The organism is Sphingomonas sp. TREG-RG-20F-R18-01 (assembly GCF_022662475.1).
Lineage (GTDB): Bacteria > Pseudomonadota > Alphaproteobacteria > Sphingomonadales > Sphingomonadaceae > Sphingomonas.
In genome coordinates this window covers 899,928-919,426 of the sequence record NZ_JAKNQQ010000002.1, presented here as the reverse complement: position 1 = coordinate 919,426, position 19,499 = coordinate 899,928, and the positions used below count along the sequence as shown (strand labels likewise).

Sequence of the window (19,499 nt, the reverse complement as noted above, 5' to 3'; positions counted from 1 at the left end):
CGACGCCCGCCCGCAAATCTGCTACAGGCAAGCCCTGACCGCACTCCAAAAGGTACGCCATGCGCCTGTATCTCCTAGGTTTGTTCGCCCTCACCGCCGCCGCCCCGGCGTTCGCGCGGGAGCCTGCCCCTCGTCCCGCGCCGCAGATCGACGCGGCGCAGGTCGGCGCGCTCCTGTCGAATCCGCTGGTCCAGGAAGGGCTCGCCGCGGTCGTCGACCAATATGCGAACGCCTTGCTTCAGACCCGCGTCGGGCCGGTGGCGAAACTGGCGGGTCCGGACGCGGGCGTCCGGCAGGAGGATACGCTCGGTGACGTAATCGGGCGGCAGGATCCGCATTATGCGGATCATCTCCATCGCGGTGCCAAGGGTGCGATCGCCGCGACCGGACAGGCGGCGAAGGATGTCGCCAGCATGTCCGCCGAGCTTCAGCGCACCGCCGACCGGCTTCGCGCGGTCCTGGGCAACAGCGGTTTGAGTCTGGATTCGGCGCGGTAAATAGCGCTTGCTACTGGTATCGGCAGTTCAGAGATTTCGTGCTGCTTCGCTTCACGCTTCCCCGGCGAAGGCCGGGGCCCAGTGGAGATGGCCGAGGTAACGTAGCGCAGCCGCCCCTTTCCTCCGGTGCGCTCCTGGGCCCCGGCCTTCGCCGGGGAAGGTCAGAAGAGTGGTTCGGATAGTGATTCTGGGAGCGATCCGGCGCCGCGTTAATGCGTGACAACAGTTCCCCGCCCCCCGCGCCCATCGTCGCAAATGCCCATGCGCCCGACCGATAAATCCCCCGCGCCATCTTCCCCCTGCGGCGTGCAGCTTCTACCACGGCGGGCATGTGGCAACTTTACCAATTCCCGCTCTGCCCGTTCTCGCGCAAGGTCCGGCTCCTGCTGGGCGAAAAGGGCATCGGCTATGAACTCGTCCGCGAGAGCCCGTGGGAGCGCCGCGACGAATTTCTCGACATGAACCCGACCGGGCAGGTGCCGGTGCTCGCCGACCAGTCACGCGGGATTTTGCTGATGGATTCCATGGCGATCTGCGAATATCTCGAGGAGACGGTCGAGAAGTCCGCCATGATCAACGGCACCGCGACCAGCCGCGCCGAAATCCGCCGCCTCGTCGCCTGGTTCGATTCGCAATTCTTCGCCGACATCGTCGCGCCGTTGCTCCATGAGCGCATGGAGAAGCGGCTCGTCACCAAGGAGCCGCCCGATTCGAAGCGGCTGCGCGATGCGATGAAGGCGGCGGTGCGGCATCTCGATTATACCGATTATCTGCTCGACCATCACAACTGGATGGCGGGCGCGACGATGAGCCTCGCCGATCTTGCCGCCGCGGCGCAGATTTCGGTCGCGGACTATCTCGGCGGGATCGACTGGAAGAACCACGAACAGACCGCGAAATGGTATCGCGGGTTCAAGAGCCGCCCGAGCTTCCGGCCGCTGCTGTCCGAGCGGATGGAGGGAATCATGGCGCCGAAACATTATGACGATGTCGACTTCTGAACCCGCGCCCCCCGAAGTCCCTGGCCAGATCAGCTTCGAGGACTTCCGCAAGGTCGATATCCGTGTCGGCACGATCGTCGAGGCGCTGCCCTTCCCCCAGGCGCGCAAGCCCGCGTTCCGACTGGTGATCGACTTCGGGCCGGAGATCGGCCTCAAGCGATCTTCGGCCCAGATTACCGTCCATTATACCCTGGAAACCCTCGTCGGGCGGCAAGTCGCCGCGGTCGTGAACTTCCCGCCCCGGCAGATTGGCCCGGTGATGTCGGATGTCCTTACGCTCGGGTTTCCGGATGCGGCGGGGGAGGTCGTGCTGCTCCAGCCGGGGCACGGCGTTCCCGATGGCGGACGCTTATTCTAGCGCGATCCGTTCCGCCCGGCGTGTCTGCCACACGATCAACGCCAGCAGCGGCAGCGCGATATCGAGATAAAGCGCAAAGCTGAACCACGCACCCCACCCGCCATAGCGGTTGAGCACCGTGGCAAGCGTACCGCGCAGGAACATCGCCTCGAAATTGCTCGTCCACACCGGGCTGGCCAGCGCCTCGGACGCGAACATGTCCGTGCTGGTGATGATCAGGTTGATCACGATCGAAACCCCCAGCAGGGCAACGGCCGCCCAGCGGAGCGCTTGCCGCCGGAGCGCGGCCCATGAAGGCGCAAGCCCGATCGCCAGGAACGGGATTGCCGGCACCGAGTGGCGCGGACCGACCGAAGCGCCGCCGTCCCAATAATAATAGGATGCGTTGATCGACAGCACGATGGCGATCACCGCGATCGCCAGGCAACCGAGATCGCGGGTGGTTCTGTCGCGGACCATCAGTCCGAGGCCGACCGCACCCAGTACCAGGACCGGCGCGACCCACAACAAACCGCGCCGAAGCCCGAACAGGATCTCCCAGAAGACAAACGGCTTGGGGTAGGTCAGCCCGAACAGCCCCTCGTTCATTCCCTTGAAGCCGACGACACCCTGGTAGCCGAGGACGAATGGCGTACCGAACGCCACCTGATCATAGGCAAGCACCGGCAGCACCGCGACACCCGCCATGACCGCCGCAACCGCATACATCCGAAGCCGGATCGGGCGGGTCACCCCGCGTGTCCGCCACAAGGCCCAGACCCCGATCGCGACCCCCGCCAGCGCCGCCTGAAATTCGATCGCCACCGCGAACCCGAGCGCGAGTCCCGCCATCACCGGATATCGCCAGCGCCGCAGCTCGCGCGCGCCCGCCGTCCCACGCCAGATCGCCCAGGTCGCGATCAGGAAAAGCGCGGCGACGGGGGCATGGCCGAACAACGTCGTCGACCAGCCCCAGACGACCGATCCCAACGCATACCCCAGCGCGGCAAACACTCCGGCCGCCGGGCTGCCGGTCAGTCCCGTACCGAGGTCGAGCAGCAGCACAGCGGCAAAGGCGGTCAGGACGGCGGAACTGTAGGCAACCGCGAGCGACAGCCGCACGCCCAGAAACGTGCGAAGCCGCGGGTTGGCGATATCGATCACCTCGTCCAGCGACTGTTTGCCGGTCGCCGCATTGGCCGCCCAGACCGCCGGCACCGCGATCAGCGTCATGCCCGGCGCCTTGTCCATGTAATAATGGCGCATCGCGCCCTTGCCGAACTGCGCCTTGTCGATCGTCAGCGACTGGTACCGGTCGATCTTCGCATCCCCACGTTCGACCAGCGATATCGCGGCGAACAGGCGGGTCGCGTTGTTCGGATTGAACGCATAGGAGCCGAACCACACGCACGACAGCCACACGAGCACGAACAGCATCAGCGCGACCCCGTGCGGGCCACGCGCACCGGCGCCCGCGCCGCGCGGGCGGGCAGCGACCCCCGAATCAGCCAACGACGATCAGCCTCGAACCGCCCGGCGCGGCCAGACTATTCAAGGGCCCTGTCGACCGCGCGCTGGTCAGCCTTGGCGGCCTGTTTCTCGCGCTTATACTGCTGCCCGCGTTGCGCCAGGCACCCCGTCGCGCCGCCGGCGCCGACGTTGGAGCAGCTGCCGATCCCTTCCACCCCGACCTTGTCGTTGGCCTGCGCCTTGGCGGCCCAGCTCTCGTTCTGCGGCGTCACCTCGAGTTCCCGCAACTCCTTCGGAATGCGGAACTGCTCACCTGGCGGACGGCGAACACACACGACGATCTCGTTGCCATTCGCATCGGTCGGGCACTTCTGGCTGCCGTAGATGGTCAGGGTCGGTGCGGGCACGTTCTGCGCGGCGACCGGCGTCGGTACCAGCAGGCCGGGGACCGAAACCGTGAGGGCGGTCGCGGCGAGCGTCAGCCGGGTAAACAGGGGGCGGGTCATCACTCTCTCCGTCAAATACGTTTGGCTGTGGCGATGGCCACCTTGCAGCCGAGCCGGATCAGACCGCTCAATACGGGGTAGCCCACTGCGTTTTCCGCGCCGGCAGCCAGCGCGGTTTCGCGATGTTCGACTTCCTCCGCCTGGAAATCGCGGATCGCGTCCGACAATTCCGGGTCGCTGTCGCCCAGCGCTACCAGCTGGTCCTCATAATGCTTGTCGATCTCGGTCTCGACCGCCGCGGTACACGCCATCGCGGCCTCCGGACTGATCGCCGCGGTGATCGCTCCCAACGCAAACCCCGCGACGTTCCAGACGGGTTCCAGCAAGGTGGGACGCACGCTGCGGCGTGCCATCATCGCATCGAAGAACGCGCGGTGGCGCTCCTCCTGGTTGGCCATGCCGGCAATCGCCCGCGCCGCCGGGCTGCGATCGCCCAGGACGGCCAGCTGTCCCGCATAGATCCGTGTCGCCCCGAATTCGCCGGCCTGATCGACCCGGATCATCGACCGGCTCGCACGCCGCGCATCGCCTGGCTTCCAGCCGCTCATGATCGTTTTCCTCGCATCGTCCAGAAGATGGCGATTGCCCCTGCGATCGAAAAGACCGCGTTGAACCCCGCGAGCGAAATACCGCCGAGCCGCCATTGGGCCACGTCGCACCGCACGATCGGCGCCTTCATGATCGAGTCGAGCGTGACGGGCCCGGTCATCGTCGAGGTGCATTCGGTAAACCCCTGCCACCAGTGATATTCGACCCCGGCATGAAACACGCCGATCAGCCCGCTGACCAGGATCGCAACGCCTGCAAGCGCCACCAGCAGCCGTTGCGCCGTCCGCCCCGGGGCCACGAAGGCGAGCGCCGCCAGGACGATCGCCGCGGCATGCGGATAGCGCTGGAACCAGCACAGTTCGCAGGGATACAGTTTGCCGACATATTGCGACACCAGGGCCCCGCCGAGCAGGGCGACCGGCACGAGCAATGCCAGCAGGCGTGCGGTTGGGAAGCGATCTCGCGTCATCCTACTTCGCCGCCGTTGCCGAACGCGGTGCCGCGCTGCTCAGCCGCCCGATCGTCTGCAACGCATAACTCAACTGGAAATCGTCGATCCCCTTGGCCTTGAGCTGGTCCGGGGTGGCGCCAAAGCGCGGATCCGTCTTGGTATCTTCCTCGATCGCAGCGTTGTCCGCCTTGACTTCGTTGATCAGATGGCGGCGCAGATCGTCTTCGCGGAACACCGGCCGCGACTTGTAATCCGGATCGGAAATCTGCGGCACCGCGATATCGGGTTCGATCCCGCCTTCCTGGACCGAACGGCCCGACGGCGTGTAGTAGCGCGACGTGGTCAGCCGCAGCGCCGCGTTGGCACCCAGGTCGATCACGGTCTGGACCGAGCCCTTGCCGAACGACCGCTCGCCCATGACCAGCGCGCGGTGATGGTCCTGCAGCGCGCCCGCGACGATCTCCGAGGCCGAAGCCGTCCCCGCATTGGTCAACACGATGATCGGCAGGCCATGCGCAAGGTCACCCTTGACGTAGCTTTCGGCGTAGAACGGCTCGATATCGGACTTGTCCCGCCCGCGCTGCGAGACGATCTCACCGCTGCTGAGGAAATTGTCGGCGACCGCGATCGATTCATCCCGCAGCCCCCCGCCATTGTCGCGCAGATCGACGACATACCCCAGCGGATCATGCCCGATCTGCTTCTGGATGCCCTTGATCGCGGCGGTCACCGCATCGCCGGTATGTTCCGAGAAGGCATTGATGTTGATGATGCCGACACCGTCCTTGACGCTCCACTTGACGGGCTTCTGCACGATCTTCTCGCGGACCAGCGCGACCTCGATCGGTTTGTCGCGACCCGGGCGCAACAGGGTGAGGCTCACCTTAGAGCCGGGCGCACCGCGCATCTGCGTGATCGCCTCGTCGAGCGTCTGGCCGAAGATCAGCTTGCCGTTGATATGCGTGATGTAATCCCCGGACTTGATCCCGGCACGCCAGCCCGGCGAATCCTCCTGCGGCGCGATGACCTTGATCGCGCCGTCCTGCATCGTCACGGTCAGGCCAAGCCCGCCATAACTGCCGAGCGTCTGGATCCGCAGATTGTCGTAGTCGAGCCCGGTCTCATACGCACTGTGCGGGTCGAGTGCCGCCAGCATGCCGTCGATCGCACCCTTGACCAGCGTCTTGTCGTCGACCTTGTCGACATATTCCGCCTTCACGCGATTATAGACGTCGAGGAATACCGACATCTCGCGATAGGTCCCCGTATCGACCGCGGCCATCGCGCTGGTGCCGACCGGCACGATCGCCAGCACCGCCGCAATGACGGAGGCTTGCAGCAGGGACGTGGAAAAGCGCGACATCGGCGAATACTCGAACGGCAAGAGGGTATCGAGGCACCGTAGCCGGGTTTACGTCATGGTCAAAGCACAGGACGCATGAACCGCAGCGGAACGAGCCTTACCGCGATCAGCCGAGCAGCGGGGTCATGTCGACCGGCCGGTCGCGCCGCCGCAGTTCGACGGTAATGCGGGCAGCTGGCCCCGAGGCGGCCGTGCCGATGCGTGCCCCCTGGTCGACGCGCGCGCCGACCGCGACCGTGGCTTGCCCCAGTCCCGCCAGGAGCGACGTCCATCCACCGCCATGATCCAGGATGATGACGACCCCATAGCCCCGAAACGGCCCGGCAAAGGCAACGCGGCCCGCCGCAGGTGCGACGATGTCCGCCCCTTCCCCCGTCGAGAGAGTCAGCCCGCGCGATCGTACGCCGGCATCGGACAGTTCGCCGAACCCGATGACGACCCGACCCCGGACCGGCAGGCGATAGGGTGCGCCGCCGCCCCACCCGCCCCGACCCATCGACAGGGTCGCGCCCGGTCGCAAGGGGCGTGGAACGGGTCCGGGAAGCGCAGCGAGCTGTTGCAATGTCGCCGTCTGGGTATCGGCCTGGTCCATCGAATCGACGATGTCGCGCGCCGTCTCCCCCAGGGCAATCGCGCGATCCGATTCAAACAAGGCGTCCCGCCCGAGCGCCTGCGCGCGCGCGCGATGCGTCGCCTCTAGCCGGGTAAGCGCGAGCCGCTGCTCCTCGAGTTGGAACCGGCTTCTGGAGAGAGCCTGGCCCGCGAGCGTGGCCTGCGCCTGCAACGTCCGCGTCTGCGCCACCTCGTCACGGATACCCTGCGTCTTCTCGCGGATTACCGGCAGCGTGCTGGCCAGCACGGCACGAACGTGAACGAGATCTTCGATCGATCCAGGCTGCACCACGCTGATGATGGCCGGTCGCCGCGCTAGGGATTGCAACGCCGCCAACAGCCGGGCGAGCGGCTGCTGCTGCTCCGCAAGCCGTCCGCGCTGATCCTCGAGCAGGCGATCCACGATCGCCACCCGTGCCTGCCCGGCGACGATATCCGCCTCGGCCTGCTGGATCCGGGCCACGACCGCAGCCTCGCGCGCCTGCGCTTGCCGCGCCAGATCCTGCTCCGATGATGCCCGGCGTTCCAGCGCCATGGAGCGCGCCGCCGCCGCGGCGGATTCGATCTTGGCGCGGGCCAGCAATGCGCGGTGATCGATCGACTGTTGCGCGGGCGCGCCGCTGCCGACAGCGATCCCGCTGAGCGCGACCGCAACCATGCGCGCGCGTGCCCGCATGCTCATCCCTCGCGGTGATACGGATGGTTGGCAAGAATGCTGGTCGCGCGCCACAATTGCTCCGCCAACATCGCGCGTGCCAGCAGATGCGGCCACGTCGCGCGACCAAAGCTGAGCAGGAGGTCGGCGCTGGCGCGCGCCACGTCGTCAAAGCCGTCCGCTGCGCCGATCAGGAAGCGAGTTTCGCGAACACCGGAATCGCGCCACTTTTCCAGCGTTGTCGCGATGTCTCGCGATGGCAGCACGACCCCCGTCTCGTCCAGCATCACGATACGCGTCCCAGGGTCGACCGCGGGCATCTTGCCCCCGACATCGGGAAGCTCGGTCAGCCGGTACGGCCAGGACAAACGTTTGACATAGCGCTCGACCAGTTCGGCCTCGGGCCCTCGCCCGATCCGCCCGCGCGCAACGATATGCAGCAGCATCGGCCCCCACCTGTCCGACCGTTCGCGCCGCGACGCGAACGGCGCGCTTTACGCTTCGGCGCCGAACGGATCGGGCGCGACGGGCGGCGTAGGCGCGTCGCCAAACGCCCACATCCGCTCCAGATTATAGAAGCTGCGGACTTCCGGGCGGAACAGATGGACGATCACGTCGCCCGCATCGATCAGCACCCAGTCGGCGGTCGGCAGGCCTTCGATCCGGGTCGAGCGGCGGAGTTCGCCCTTGATCTTCTCGGACAGCTTCTGCGCCATCGACGCGACCTGACGGGTCGAACGACCGCTGGCGATCACCATATAGTCGGCAATGGTCGATTTGCCCGCCAGCGGGATGGAAATGGTGTCGACCGCCTGGTCGTCGTCGAGCGACGCGAGCACGAGCCGATGCAGCGCCTCGACCTCATCGGGTTCGGACGCGCGATACACAGGAGAAGATGAGGCCAAGTCGGTTCCTATTCAGCAGAGACAGCATCTGGCAGGAAATGCCGCTGCCAGGCGGGGTCGGCAGCACGAAGCTGCGTCGCGGAGCGCGGGTCGGGGCGGAAGCGCAACAGCACGAGGGCCGGCAATCTCCACTGCGTCCAGTTCTTCGCCTGGTGTGCGGGCCGACGAGCGCGCCGCAACCAACCCATCGCGGGGGCCGCGAGAGCATCCCTGTCATACCCCGGACGCGCGATGACCGCAATCGGAACCTGACGGGCGATGTCGCGCCATCCTTTCCATTGATCGAACTGCGCCAGATTGTCCGAACCCATCAGCCAGATGAACCGAGTCTTCGGGTACAGCCGCCGCAGTTTCGCGACCGTATCCACGGTGTAGCGCGTGCCGATCCGTTGCTCGATCGCGCTCACCCGGATCGGCGCATGCCGTGCCATCCGTGTCGCCGAGGCGAAGCGGGCCGCAAAGGGCGCCATGTCCCCGCGCGCTTCCTTGAGCGGATTGCCGGGCGACACCAGCCACCACACTTCGTCCAGTCCCAATGCGGCAAGCGCGGCAAGACTGATCGCGCGATGTCCTGCATGCGCGGGATTGAACGATCCACCGAGAATACCGACGCGGGTCACCGTACGCCCACTGCCGACGAACGGCGCGTCGAACCCGCCGCGCTGATCTCCAGTCGTGCAGGGCAATACCCGCTGCTCGCAATCAACCGCGCACCTGCCCGGTGCCATAGCCGACCCATTTGTAGGTCGTCAGGCCTTCCAGTGCGACGGGGCCCCGGGCATGCAGCCGTCCGGTCGAGATGCCGATTTCGGCTCCCAGACCGAATTCGGCACCGTCGGCGAATTGGGTCGAGGCGTTCCACAGCACGATCGCGCTGTCCACTTCCGCGAGAAAGCGCTCGGCAATGGACGCATCGGAAGCGACGATCGCATCCGTATGATTCGATCCGTGGCGCTGGATATGGGCGATCGCACCGTCCACTCCATCGACCAGGCCAGCCGACGCGATCGCTTCGAGATATTCCGTGTCCCAATCCGCGTCGGTCGCCCGCGGAAAGTCCGGGTGTAGCCGTGCCAGGCCGTCGTCAAGCCGCACTTCGCACCCCGCACCGGACAGTGCGGCAACCAGCCCGGCGGCATCGCCGTACGCCCGGTCGATCAGCAACGTCTCCATTGCGCCACACACGCCGGTGCGCCGAAGCTTGGCATCCCGGACGATCGCCTCGGCCATCAGCGGGTCCGCCGAGGCATCGACATAGACGTGGTTGATCCCGTCGAGATGCGCGAGCACCGGCACCCGCGCCTCGGCCCGAACCCGCGCGACGAGCCCCTTGCCACCACGCGGAACGATCAGATCGATTGCCGCCCCGCCTGCGGATCCGTCGGCCTGCAACAGCGCGCCGACGGCCGCCCGATCGGTCGTCTGCACGAGCTGGACCGCATCCGCAGGTACGCCCTGGCCTTCAAGGCCGGCAACGATCGCCGCGTGGATCGCACGGTTGCTCCCGATCGCTTCGGATCCCCCGCGCAGGATCACCGCGTTACCCGCCATTACCGCCAGCGCCGCCGCATCGGCGGTCACGTTCGGTCGACTTTCGAAAATGATCCCGATGACGCCGATCGGCACGCGGACCCGGCGCAGAACCAGCCCGTTCGGGCGCGTCGTCTCGTCGATTGCCGTACCGACCGGGTCTGTCAGCCCAGCGACCGCGGCGACCCCGTCGGCCATGGCGCGAACCCGGGCGGAATCGAGGCGCAAACGATCGAGCATCGCTGCCGACAGGCCCGTGGCCGCGGCGGTCGCCATGTCATGGGCATTGGCCGCCAGGATACTCGCCTCGGCATCCCGCAGCGCTTGGGCTGCCTGCCGCAGCGCCGCGGCCTTGATGGCGGTCGGCAGGCTGGCGAGGATCCGGGCGGCCGCGCGCGCACGCTGGGCGAGGTCTGCGACGAGAGCGGTTGCATCGGTCATTACGGTCTCGCTATCATGGGATCGGGGACCGCGGCAAAGCCAATTTGCGCCGCGCAGACGGGGACGAAGCATGACGGGAGACCTTGCGGCGGCAGGCGACGTGGCGACAGGAATGCTGGTCGCCCACGCGATCGACCCCAAAACGAGTGCCGTTCCCGCTGCGGCGGTCCAGCCGTTGTGCCTCAATTGCGGAACCCGCCTTGCCGGCGAATTCTGCCATCGGTGCAGGCAGACCCAGCATATCCACCGCACCCTTGCTTCGATCGGCCACGATCTGCTCCACGGCGTCTTCCATTTCGAAGGGAAGATCTGGCGGACGTTGCCCATGCTCTTCACGCGTCCCGGCGCGCTGACGCGACGCTATATCGCGGGCGAGCGCGCGCGCTTCGTGTCGCCGCTCGCGTTGTTCCTGTTTTCGGTGTTCCTGATGGTGGCGACGTTCGAGACCGTCGGCGGCCCGATCGGCGGCAACAGCAGCGCCGAGCGCAAGGCTGCGTCGCTGACCCCGGCCAGGCTGGAACGGGATATCGCCGATACCACGAGCAAGATCACGGCGCTCGAGACCGAGCGGGCGGTGCTGGCAGCCACCGGCCAGAGCACGGCAAAGCTCGACATCAAGCTGAACGCGCTCCGCGATACACAGCGCGGCCTGCAATCGGCCAAGGCGCTGACCCAAGGCGATTTTTCACAACCCCTCCTGAATACAAGCGTGCACAGCGGAAACGCCGTGCTCGACGAACGCGTGACGCATGCGCTGAAGGAACCAAAGCTGTTCCTCTACAAGCTGCAGTCCACCGCCTATAAGTTCAGCTGGGCGCTGATCCCCATCTCGCTACCCTTCATCTGGCTGCTCTTTGCGTTCCGGCGCGATGTCGGCCCTTATGATCACGCCATCTTCGCGATCTATTCGCTGTCGGCGATGACGATGGGCACGGTCGTCCTGACGATCCTGAGCGCGATCGGGGTTCCCGGGGGCCTGATCGGCACGGTTTTCGTGTTCGGGCCGCCTTTCCACATGTATCGCCAGCTCAAGGGCGCGTACGGGCTTGGGCGGCTGGGGGCCCTGTGGCGGACGGTTGCGCTCGTCCTCTCTGCCTATTTGGCTGGCCTGCTGTTTTTCGTCGCGATCCTCGGGCTGATCGCGGAATAACCGATCATCCGCACGGATACCGGCGTTGCATGATCGCTGCAAAGGCCGTTGCGACGTCCTGTGACCGACGTGCAAGCGGGATCGCTTCGAGATCCGCCACCAACGCCCGCGCGTCGATCCTAGCCTTGCCCAGCGGCGGCGGACAGCTGCGCGGAGGACGTCCGGCAACGCGATCCGCCTCGACCTGGTCGCGGTACGATTGCGCGGCCGCCTTGATCTCGGCCCGGATCGTCGAGAAATTGGGCGCGCGGGTCGCTCGCGCGCCTTTGGCTGGCAGGGCCTTCGCCTCGGCGAGAAACGCCTCGACCGTCATCGCCATGGCGGCGACCGGCACGCAGGCGGTCGTTGCCAAAATCGCCCCGTAAAGAACGCTTCGTCCGAAAAACCGATTGCCCATCCGCAACCTGGTGGCATGCGCCGGGACCGAACGAAATACCGCGCGCCGGTGCTTTGCGTCCAAGCGCCTTCAGCCTTCGCCAGACGTAAAAAAGGGGCGCCATCCCGATGCCGGAATGACGCCCCTAATGGCTCACGGATGGTCAGGCGCCAGCGGGCGCCGGGCTGCCGAAGGGGCCCCCACCCTTGGGACGGCGGGTCTTCGGGATCGAGGTGCCAGCACCCGGAACCGACGGGCTCTTCGGCCCATCATCGCGCGACATGCTGCCGTCGGCGATCAGCGCCTTGATCTCGTCACCCGACAGCGTCTCATATTCGAGCAGCGCGCCGGCGAGCAGATGAAGCTGGTCGATATGATGCGTCAGCAGATGCTTGGCGCGATCGAGACCACCCTGGACGATCGACTTGATCTCGTCGTCGATCAACTGTGCCGTCTGGTTCGACATACGGACCGGCTGAGAGCTCGAATAGCCGAGGAACGACTCGCCCTCAGGCTGCGAATATTCGACCGGACCGACCTTGTCCGACATGCCCCATTTGGTGACCATGTCGCGGGCAAGACCCGTCGCATATTGGATGTCCGACGACGCCCCCGACGAGACCTTGTCATAGCCGAAGATCACTTCCTCGGCGACACGACCGCCCATCGCGACCGCGAGGTTCGCGTACATCTTGTCGCGGTGATAGCTGTACGAGTCGCGCTCCGGCAGGCGCATCACCATGCCCAGCGCACGACCGCGCGGGATGATCGTCGCCTTGTGGATCGGATCGGATGCGGCCTCGTGGATCGACACGATCGCGTGACCGGCTTCGTGATAGGCGGTCATCCGCTTCTCGTCCTCGGTCATGACCATCGAGCGGCGCTCGGCGCCCATCATGACCTTGTCCTTGGCTTCCTCGAATTCGGCCATCGCGACAAGCCGCTTGCCCTTGCGCGCTGCGGTCAGCGCCGCCTCGTTGACGAGGTTGGCGAGATCCGCGCCCGAGAAGCCTGGCGTACCGCGCGCGATGACGCGGGCGTCGACGTCGGGTGCCAACGGCACCTTCTTCATGTGGACTTCGAGGATCTTGATCCGGCCCTCGATATCCGGCCGCGGCACGACGACCTGGCGATCGAAGCGGCCCGGACGCAGCAGCGCAGGGTCGAGCACGTCGGGACGGTTGGTCGCCGCGATGATGATGATGCCTTCGTTCGCCTCGAACCCGTCCATCTCGACCAGCAGCTGGTTGAGCGTCTGCTCGCGCTCGTCATTGCCGTTGCCGAGCCCGGCCCCGCGATGACGACCGACCGCATCGATTTCGTCGATGAAGACGATGCACGGCGCGGACTTCTTGGCTTGCTCGAACATGTCGCGGACACGGCTGGCGCCGACGCCGACGAACATCTCGACGAAATCCGAACCCGAGATGGTGAAGAAGGGGACGCCCGCCTCACCCGCGATCGCGCGCGCGAGCAAGGTCTTGCCGGTACCCGGCGAACCGACCAGCAGCGCACCCTTGGGGATCTTGCCGCCGAGGCGGGCGAACTTGGTCGGGTCCTTGAGGAACTCGACGATTTCCTGAAGCTCCTCGCGCGCCTCGTCGATGCCGGCGACGTCGTCGAAGGTCACGCGACCTTCCTTCTGCGTCAGCATCTTCGCGCGGCTCTTGCCGAAGCCCATCGCGCCCGAGCCCGAGTTCTTCTGCATCTGGCGCAGCACGAAATAGCCGAGGCCAAGGAACAGGAAGAACGGCAGCGACTGCATCAGCAGGATCTGCCAGATCGGTGCGCCCTCTTCGGGCTTGGCACTGATCACGACGCCCTTCTCGCGCAGGCGGTCGGTCAGGCGCGGGTCCTGCGGGGCGAAGGTGCGGAACTTGGTGTTGTCGGAATAGGTGCCGGTGACGACCTCGCCCGCGATGTTGACGTCATGCACCGAGCCGCTCTCGACCTTGTCGAGGAACGTCGAATAGGCGATCTGGTTCGAGCCCGTCGTCGCGGTACGGGTGTCGATCAGCGTCACGAACAGCGCCAACGCCACGAGGATGCCGACCCAGATGAGCAGCGACTTCATCCAGGGGTTCGGCCCTTCGGGCGGCTTTTCGTTATCGTTCATGGGTTGATCGTACCTTTCTCGAACTCAGAAGATAAGCACAGAAGGATTAATGGCAATGGAACGCCCGGGTGGAATCGTCGATCAGGGCGATCGACGCGGCGGTTCAGGACGAAATCGCCAGATACCTCCGCGTGTTGATCCCATCACCCCGCCTTGGGTCGCCGAAACGCCCGCCGCCAGCGACTCGAGCAACGGCTCTATATTAGTGGACAGACCGAACTCCGGGCGGGTGATTCGGCATGATCGGCGGACGTGCAGGATCGCGCGGCGAACCAGCAGGCGCTGGAGGGCGCGCGGCACGTCGCCAATCCGCAGAGCCACACCGTCGCCCCCCTCCGCAACGCGGCGATCGCCCCAGAGCCACTGCGCGGTCTCGTCCAGCGCGTCTTGCGCCTCCCGCGCATGGCTCGCCGCGCGCGCCATTCCGACGGGGTCGAGCCACGGCGTATCTGCGATCAGGCGGCGCACGCGCACCCGTTCGAAGTGGTCGTCATCATTGCTCGGATCATCCGCGAACGGAATTCCCGCCTCCATCACGATCGCGCGCAACTCCGCCCGCCGCCATCCAAGCAACGGGCGGATGACCAGAAAACTCGGATCGGGCGCCCCCGCGGGTCCGTCGACCAGCGTGTGCGGGCGGTCCGGTCGGACGCCGGCAAGTCCGGCCGGCCCACTCCCCCGCACCGCGCGCATCAGGAACGTCTCGGCCTGATCATCGATATGGTGCGCCGTCGCGAGGGCGCGTGCCCCGGTTTCCCCCACCCAACGCCCCAGCAGCTGATAACGGAGCGCCCGCGCCGTGGCCTGGATCGCGGTGGACCCGATCGCATCCCGCAGAATGAGCGTGCGATGCGGCACCGCGGCCGTGGCGCACCAGTGCGCCACCATCGCCGCCTCCTCCACGGCAGCCTGGCGTAACCCGTGATCCACGGTGGCGGCTGAGATGCGACCGGGAAAGGCCCTATTCGCCAGCGCCAGCATCGCCATGCTGTCGGCGCCGCCCGACACCGCCAGGCCGATGGTTGCACGGTCCGCGAGCGGCGCGCCGAGGGTTCGCATCAGATCCGCGGCGAACCGCGCGACCTGCGTCGGATCGAGCCCCGCGGGGCCGGTCATCTCACGAACAGTTCGATGCCGCGCGCCCCTTGGCCACTCCTGCCTTCATCTTGGGGTCGGCATCGACCTTGGCACCATAGGTGCGCTGCAGCTCGGTATAGACCTTGCAAACCTGCGCGGCGGGTTTGTCGAGCTTCACCAGCGACTGCGCGAGATAATAGAGGCTTTCCGGAGCGCGATCGCCATCGGGCCAGGTCTTGTAGCTATCATAGAAGGCCAGGCTGGCGAGCGACGGCTTCCCGTCCTCCAGATACGAACGGCCGAGCAGGTTCTGGGCGTAGCTGGCGCGCTTGTGCTTGGGGTATTTGTTGACCACCGTTTTGAACTGCGCCTCGGCCTCCGGGTAGAGCTTGGCCGCCCACAGGCGATAGCCGTAGAGATAGGTGTCCTCGACCGTGTCGCCGGTTTCCGGCCGCTCGATCGCTGCCACCTGCCCGCTACGATCGGCGGTTGCCGCCGTCGTCCCTCGCGTCGGATTTCCCATCGTCGGCGCGCTCGCATCGCCGGGCGCCGGACGGGACGACGCGCCCGAACCGGACTGCGATCGCCCCGACGCGGGGCGACTGGCGGCAGACTGCTCCATCGTCGAAGGCGCTGCGGACGTATCGCCAAAGCCGCCCGGGCTCGCGGCGGCTGGCGGCGCGGCGGCGCGCGCGGCGGCCGCATCGGCTTCGATCGTCTTGAGCCGTCCCTCGAGCACATCGATCCGGTGCTGATTGGTCTCGACCTGACCCGTCATCTGGCGAAGCTGCGATTCCAGGGAATCGACGCGTGCGGTAAGATCGGCCACCGGACTTGCCGCCGGCGTCCCGGGAATGACGGTCTGCGCCTGCGCGGGCGTGTTGTCGGGCTGGACATAAGCACCCGCTCCGCCCGGAAAGACCTTGCGCTGCACCGCGCGCATTTCACTCTCGAGACGTCCGACCCGTCCTTCGACGTTGGACTGCGCAACCGCCGGGGTACCGCTCAGTGCGGATGCAACGACCATGAACGAAACAACTGGAAAACGGCGCATCATACACCCCCCGGTGCGAGAAAAGGACAAGACATCGCGCAAACCGTCGATGTCACGGAGCAGGGGTAGCGCCGGTCGACGGCGTCGAGGGTTCAGGCGCCACGGCGGCGGGAGCGGCAATATTCAGCGCCGCGCCCGTCGACGATACGGCGTGTTGCGAAGCGCTCCGTTGGGGCGAATCCGCGGCATTGCCGATGGCCGGAGCGGTACTCCCCGGTGTCGCCACGCCGCGCGCGATCAACGCGGCGGGGTCAACCTTCACGTCTTTGATCGCCCGCTTGCCGTCTCCGAGCGGCGCGATCGGCTGGCCGCCCACCGTCACGCGCAGCTTGTCCGGCCGGCCGACGTTGATCATCGGGCCTACCGCATCGCCTGGCACGGTATAGGCTTCGCCGGATTTCAACGTGCCGATGTAGAGCGTCTTGCCCGCAGCATCATAGACCTTCAGCCAAACCTCATCGGTCGCGGTCAGCACGACCGGACCGTTCCGCGACGTCGGGATCGGCGCGGTCGGGGGCGCGGCGACGGGAACGGTATTCGCGACCGGCGTGGATACGGCAGGCGCGCTTTCCTCGGAGCGGAACAGTGCCGTGCCGTACCACAGCCCGGCGCCGATCAGCAGGATTACCGCGGCGATCAACGCACCGAAAGCCAAGCCTCGCGTCGGCCCCCGGGAGGGCTCGACGATCTCGTAGGTCTGATATTCGGTCCGGCGGGGTGTGCTGGGCTTGTCGACCGTGCCACGAATGTCGCGACCGATCGCCACCTCGTCGACGCCGACGGCGCGGGCATACGCCTTCGCAAAGCCAACCGAATAGGTGATTGACGGCAGCGCCGCGAAGTTCGACTCCTCGATCGCTTCCAGCTGTCGGACCGGAATACGGGTACGCGCGGCCACTTCGGCCAACGACAATCCCAACGCTTCGCGCGCCTCGCGCAGCCGTTCGCCTGCCGTCTTGGGGAACAGCGTCGCCTCTTCAGGCGGTAACGGATCGGTCATGCAGTCCTCCGGCCGGACGGTTGCGCCCCGGATGCGCCCGGCCCTAGCCAATGTGTCTCACAAAGCGCGCCGAACAAGTCAACGCCTTGCAAGTCCATGCTGCCACGGTTCATGCGAGTTCGACGCCGTGTTGCCGCGCCCAGTCGGTCAACGCGCCACGCATGTCGCGCGGGGGCGCCTTGAGCAACGTCGCCATATGCGCGGACAGCGCTGCACGATCGAGCGTGCGCACCATCGCCTTGATCGGCCCGACCGCCGCCGGAGTGATCGACAGGCGTTCGATGCCGAGCCCGATCAGCGCCATCGCTTCCAGCGGGCGCCCCCCCATCTCCCCACAGACGGTGAGCTGGACCCCGGCCGCACGAGTCGGCTCGACCAGCCTGGCGAGGAAGCGCAGGATCGCCGCGCTCAGCCAGTCATAGCGCTCGGCCAGCTTCGGGTTGGCCCGGTCCGCCGCGAAGAGGAACTGGGTCAGGTCGTTGGTACCGACCGAGAGGAACGCGACGTTGGGCAAGAGCAGGTCGAGCTGTTCCGCCAGCGCGGGGACTTCCAGCATGGCGCCGTAGCGGATGTCGGTGGGCAGCTTCTTGTTGCGCGTCGACAGCCAGTCGCGCTGCGCTTCGAACAACGCGCGCGCTTCATCGAATTCCCACGGTTCGCTGACCATCGGGAACATAACGTTGAGCGTGCGCCCCGCCGCCGCCTCCAGCAGCGCGCGCGCCTGCACCTTCATCAGTCCGCCGCGCTCGAGCGCCAGCCGCAGCGCGCGCCAGCCCATCGCCGGATTCTCTTCATCGGCGTCTGCCTTGTTGAGATACGGCAGCGCCTTGTCGCCGCCGATGTCGACCGTGCGGAACACGACCGGGCGATCGCCGGCGGCATCGAGCACGTCGCGGTACAACCGCTGCTGGCGCTCGCGCGACGGCAGCGTTGCGGAGACGAGGAACTGGAATTCGGTACGGAACAGCCCGATCCCGTCCGCCCCGGTCATGTCGAGCGCGGCGACGTCGTCGCGCAGGCCCGCGTTGACCATTACCGTCAGGCGGTGCCCGTCCTTGGTGATCGGCGCCTCGGTCTTGAGCGCGGCGAATACCGCGCGACGCTTCTGGCGCAGCTGCAGCGCGGTATCGAACGCCTCCTCCATTGCCGACGATGGTCGCGCGAACACATTGCCCGCGGTGACGTCGAGCAGCAGCAGATCGCCCTCGCCGACCAGCCGCCGCACGTCGCGTACGCGGCCGAGCACCGGCACCCCCATCGCGCGCGCGACGATCGTGACGTGCGCGGTGAGCGAGCCTTCCTCGAGGATCACGCCCTTGAGGCGACGCCGGTCATATTCGAGCAGCTCGGCGGGCCCGAGGTTGCGCGCGATCAGGATCGTATCCTGCCGCAGCCCCATCTGTGCCGCGGTCCCCATCTGCCCCGATACGATCCTGAGCAACCGGTTCGACAGATCCTCGAGATCGTGCATCCGGTCCGCGAGCAACGGATCGTCGATCTGCCGCATCCGCATCCGGGTGCGCTGCTGGACGCGCTCGATCGCCGCCTCGGCGGTAAGGCCGCTGTCGATCGCCTCGTTGATGCGCCGGCTCCAGCCCTCGTCATAGGCGAACATCTTGTAGGTCTCGAGCACTTCCTCATGTTCACCGCCGCCGCCGAATTCGGCCTGGCTGGCGAGCCGCTCGATCTGGTCGCGCATCTTGTCGAACGCGGCATAGACGCGGTGGCGCTCGGCCTCGGCATCTTCGGCGACGGTATGTTCGACATGGACGCGCGGCTGGTGGAACACGGCATAGCCGCTCGCCATGCCGTCGACGAGGCGCAACCCCGCGATCCGCATTGGCGCGGTCGACTGCGGGCGCATCGTCGCAGCACCGCTCGCATCGACCAGTTCGGCATTGGCGATGAGTTCGCTAAGCACCATCGCAACGGTCTGCAACGCCTCGATCTCCACATCGTCATAGCGGCGCGACTCGACGTGCTGGACGCACAGCACCCCCACCGCACGTTCGCGGCGGATAATCGGGACGCCGGCGAAACTGTGGAAGCGATCCTCGCCGGTTTCGGGGCGATAGGCGAAATCGGGATGCGACGCGGCCTCGTCCAGGTTGAGCGTCTCGACCTGTTCGGCGATCGTGCCGACGAGCCCCTCGCCCAGCGCCATCTTGGTGACATGGACCGCCTCCTGCGCGAGGCCGCGGGTCGCGAACAGTTCGAGCACGCCTTCCCGAAGCAGATAGATCGAGCAGACCTCGCTCGCCATCGCTTCGCCGACGATCCCGACGACCGAATTGAGCTTCGCTTGTGCAGGCGTGCGCGACGCCATCACGTCGTGGAGGCGGACGAGAATTTCTCGGGCGGAGGCGGCAGCAGTTGGCATAGCGAGGCGCTAACAGATTGCTTCGATGC

At 66.6% G+C, this 19,499-nt stretch carries 20 protein-coding genes; 4 read left to right on the top strand and 16 right to left on the bottom strand.

Translation table 11 applies throughout. From position 1 onward, the window contains the following. Nucleotides 1-59 precede the first annotated feature (59 nt). The 3 genes from L8K25_RS09940 to L8K25_RS09930 all read left to right on the top strand — a co-directional run bounded on the left by L8K25_RS09940 (nucleotide 60) and on the right by L8K25_RS09930 (nucleotide 1,856). Complete coding sequence (locus L8K25_RS09940) at nucleotides 60-497, top strand: hypothetical protein (protein WP_242138699.1); 438 nt, start codon at nucleotides 60-62, stop codon at nucleotides 495-497. 329 nt (nucleotides 498-826) lie between these two features. Next, nucleotides 827-1,498: a glutathione S-transferase family protein gene (locus L8K25_RS09935; protein WP_242138698.1), complete on the top strand. Its 672-nt coding sequence runs from the start codon at nucleotides 827-829 to the stop codon at nucleotides 1,496-1,498. After that, complete coding sequence (locus L8K25_RS09930; RefSeq protein WP_347341144.1) at nucleotides 1,485-1,856, top strand: tRNA-binding protein; 372 nt, start codon at nucleotides 1,485-1,487, stop codon at nucleotides 1,854-1,856. Before L8K25_RS09935 ends, L8K25_RS09930 begins: the two co-directional genes overlap by 14 nt. Here the strand turns inward: L8K25_RS09930 and L8K25_RS09925 are convergent. The 10 genes from L8K25_RS09925 to L8K25_RS09880 all read right to left on the bottom strand — a co-directional run bounded on the left by L8K25_RS09925 (nucleotide 1,848) and on the right by L8K25_RS09880 (nucleotide 10,317). Next, the gene (locus L8K25_RS09925; protein ID WP_242138696.1) at nucleotides 1,848-3,347 is read right to left on the bottom strand and encodes a hypothetical protein; all 1,500 of its coding nucleotides are present in this window, start codon (nucleotides 3,345-3,347) and stop codon (nucleotides 1,848-1,850) included. The genes L8K25_RS09930 and L8K25_RS09925 overlap by 9 nt on opposite strands. 35 nt (nucleotides 3,348-3,382) lie before the next feature. Then, nucleotides 3,383-3,811: a hypothetical protein gene (locus L8K25_RS09920; RefSeq protein ID WP_242138695.1), complete on the bottom strand. Its 429-nt coding sequence runs from the start codon at nucleotides 3,809-3,811 to the stop codon at nucleotides 3,383-3,385. A gap of 11 nt (nucleotides 3,812-3,822) precedes the next feature. After that, nucleotides 3,823-4,359, bottom strand: a complete 537-nt coding sequence (locus tag L8K25_RS09915; RefSeq protein ID WP_242138694.1) for a demethoxyubiquinone hydroxylase family protein — start codon at nucleotides 4,357-4,359, stop codon at nucleotides 3,823-3,825. After that, on the bottom strand, nucleotides 4,356-4,829 hold the full coding sequence (locus L8K25_RS09910; protein WP_242138693.1) for a disulfide bond formation protein B: 474 nt from the start codon (nucleotides 4,827-4,829) through the stop codon (nucleotides 4,356-4,358). The genes L8K25_RS09915 and L8K25_RS09910 overlap by 4 nt, the downstream gene beginning before the upstream one ends. 1 nt (nucleotide 4,830) lies before the next feature. Beyond that, nucleotides 4,831-6,174, bottom strand: coding sequence for a S41 family peptidase (locus L8K25_RS09905; RefSeq protein WP_242138692.1), 1,344 nt, complete (start codon nucleotides 6,172-6,174; stop codon nucleotides 4,831-4,833). Nucleotides 6,175-6,280: 106 nt separating this feature from the next. Next, the gene (locus tag L8K25_RS09900; protein ID WP_242138691.1) at nucleotides 6,281-7,462 is read right to left on the bottom strand and encodes a peptidoglycan DD-metalloendopeptidase family protein; all 1,182 of its coding nucleotides are present in this window, start codon (nucleotides 7,460-7,462) and stop codon (nucleotides 6,281-6,283) included. Nucleotides 7,463-7,464: 2 nt separating this feature from the next. Continuing rightward, nucleotides 7,465-7,887 carry a 23S rRNA (pseudouridine(1915)-N(3))-methyltransferase RlmH gene (locus tag L8K25_RS09895; protein ID WP_242138690.1) on the bottom strand — a complete coding sequence of 141 codons (423 nt, stop codon included), beginning with the start codon at nucleotides 7,885-7,887 and terminating at the stop codon, nucleotides 7,465-7,467. 48 nt (nucleotides 7,888-7,935) lie between these two features. Next, complete coding sequence (rsfS, locus tag L8K25_RS09890; protein WP_242138767.1) at nucleotides 7,936-8,328, bottom strand: ribosome silencing factor; 393 nt, start codon at nucleotides 8,326-8,328, stop codon at nucleotides 7,936-7,938. Nucleotides 8,329-8,354: 26 nt separating this feature from the next. After that, complete coding sequence (locus L8K25_RS09885) at nucleotides 8,355-8,966, bottom strand: nicotinate-nucleotide adenylyltransferase (RefSeq protein WP_242138766.1); 612 nt, start codon at nucleotides 8,964-8,966, stop codon at nucleotides 8,355-8,357. 82 nt (nucleotides 8,967-9,048) lie between these two features. After that, nucleotides 9,049-10,317, bottom strand: a complete 1,269-nt coding sequence (locus tag L8K25_RS09880) for a glutamate-5-semialdehyde dehydrogenase (RefSeq protein ID WP_242138689.1) — start codon at nucleotides 10,315-10,317, stop codon at nucleotides 9,049-9,051. 70 nt (nucleotides 10,318-10,387) lie between these two features. Here L8K25_RS09880 and L8K25_RS09875 point away from each other — a divergent pair, with 70 nt between their 5' ends. Continuing rightward, nucleotides 10,388-11,467, top strand: a complete 1,080-nt coding sequence (locus L8K25_RS09875; RefSeq protein ID WP_242138688.1) for a DUF3667 domain-containing protein — start codon at nucleotides 10,388-10,390, stop codon at nucleotides 11,465-11,467. A gap of 4 nt (nucleotides 11,468-11,471) precedes the next feature. Here the strand turns inward: L8K25_RS09875 and L8K25_RS09870 are convergent, their stop codons facing one another. From L8K25_RS09870 to ptsP, 6 genes are all read right to left on the bottom strand, one after another. Then, on the bottom strand, nucleotides 11,472-11,819 hold the full coding sequence (locus L8K25_RS09870; protein WP_242138687.1) for a hypothetical protein: 348 nt from the start codon (nucleotides 11,817-11,819) through the stop codon (nucleotides 11,472-11,474). 187 nt (nucleotides 11,820-12,006) lie between these two features. Then, entirely contained in the window at nucleotides 12,007-13,959 is a 1,953-nt protein-coding gene (gene ftsH, locus L8K25_RS09865) for an ATP-dependent zinc metalloprotease FtsH (RefSeq protein ID WP_242138686.1), read from the bottom strand. 81 nt (nucleotides 13,960-14,040) lie between these two features. After that, nucleotides 14,041-15,075, bottom strand: a complete 1,035-nt coding sequence (tilS, locus tag L8K25_RS09860; protein ID WP_242138685.1) for a tRNA lysidine(34) synthetase TilS — start codon at nucleotides 15,073-15,075, stop codon at nucleotides 14,041-14,043. A 1-nt stretch (nucleotide 15,076) separates the two neighbouring features. Next, on the bottom strand, nucleotides 15,077-16,090 hold the full coding sequence (locus L8K25_RS09855) for a hypothetical protein (protein ID WP_242138765.1): 1,014 nt from the start codon (nucleotides 16,088-16,090) through the stop codon (nucleotides 15,077-15,079). A gap of 52 nt (nucleotides 16,091-16,142) precedes the next feature. After that, nucleotides 16,143-17,090, bottom strand: a complete 948-nt coding sequence (locus tag L8K25_RS09850; RefSeq protein WP_242138684.1) for a helix-turn-helix domain-containing protein — start codon at nucleotides 17,088-17,090, stop codon at nucleotides 16,143-16,145. Nucleotides 17,091-17,199: 109 nt separating this feature from the next. Then, nucleotides 17,200-19,470 carry a phosphoenolpyruvate--protein phosphotransferase gene (gene ptsP / locus L8K25_RS09845; RefSeq protein ID WP_242138683.1) on the bottom strand — a complete coding sequence of 757 codons (2,271 nt, stop codon included), beginning with the start codon at nucleotides 19,468-19,470 and terminating at the stop codon, nucleotides 17,200-17,202. Between the last annotated feature and the right edge of the window lie 29 nt (nucleotides 19,471-19,499).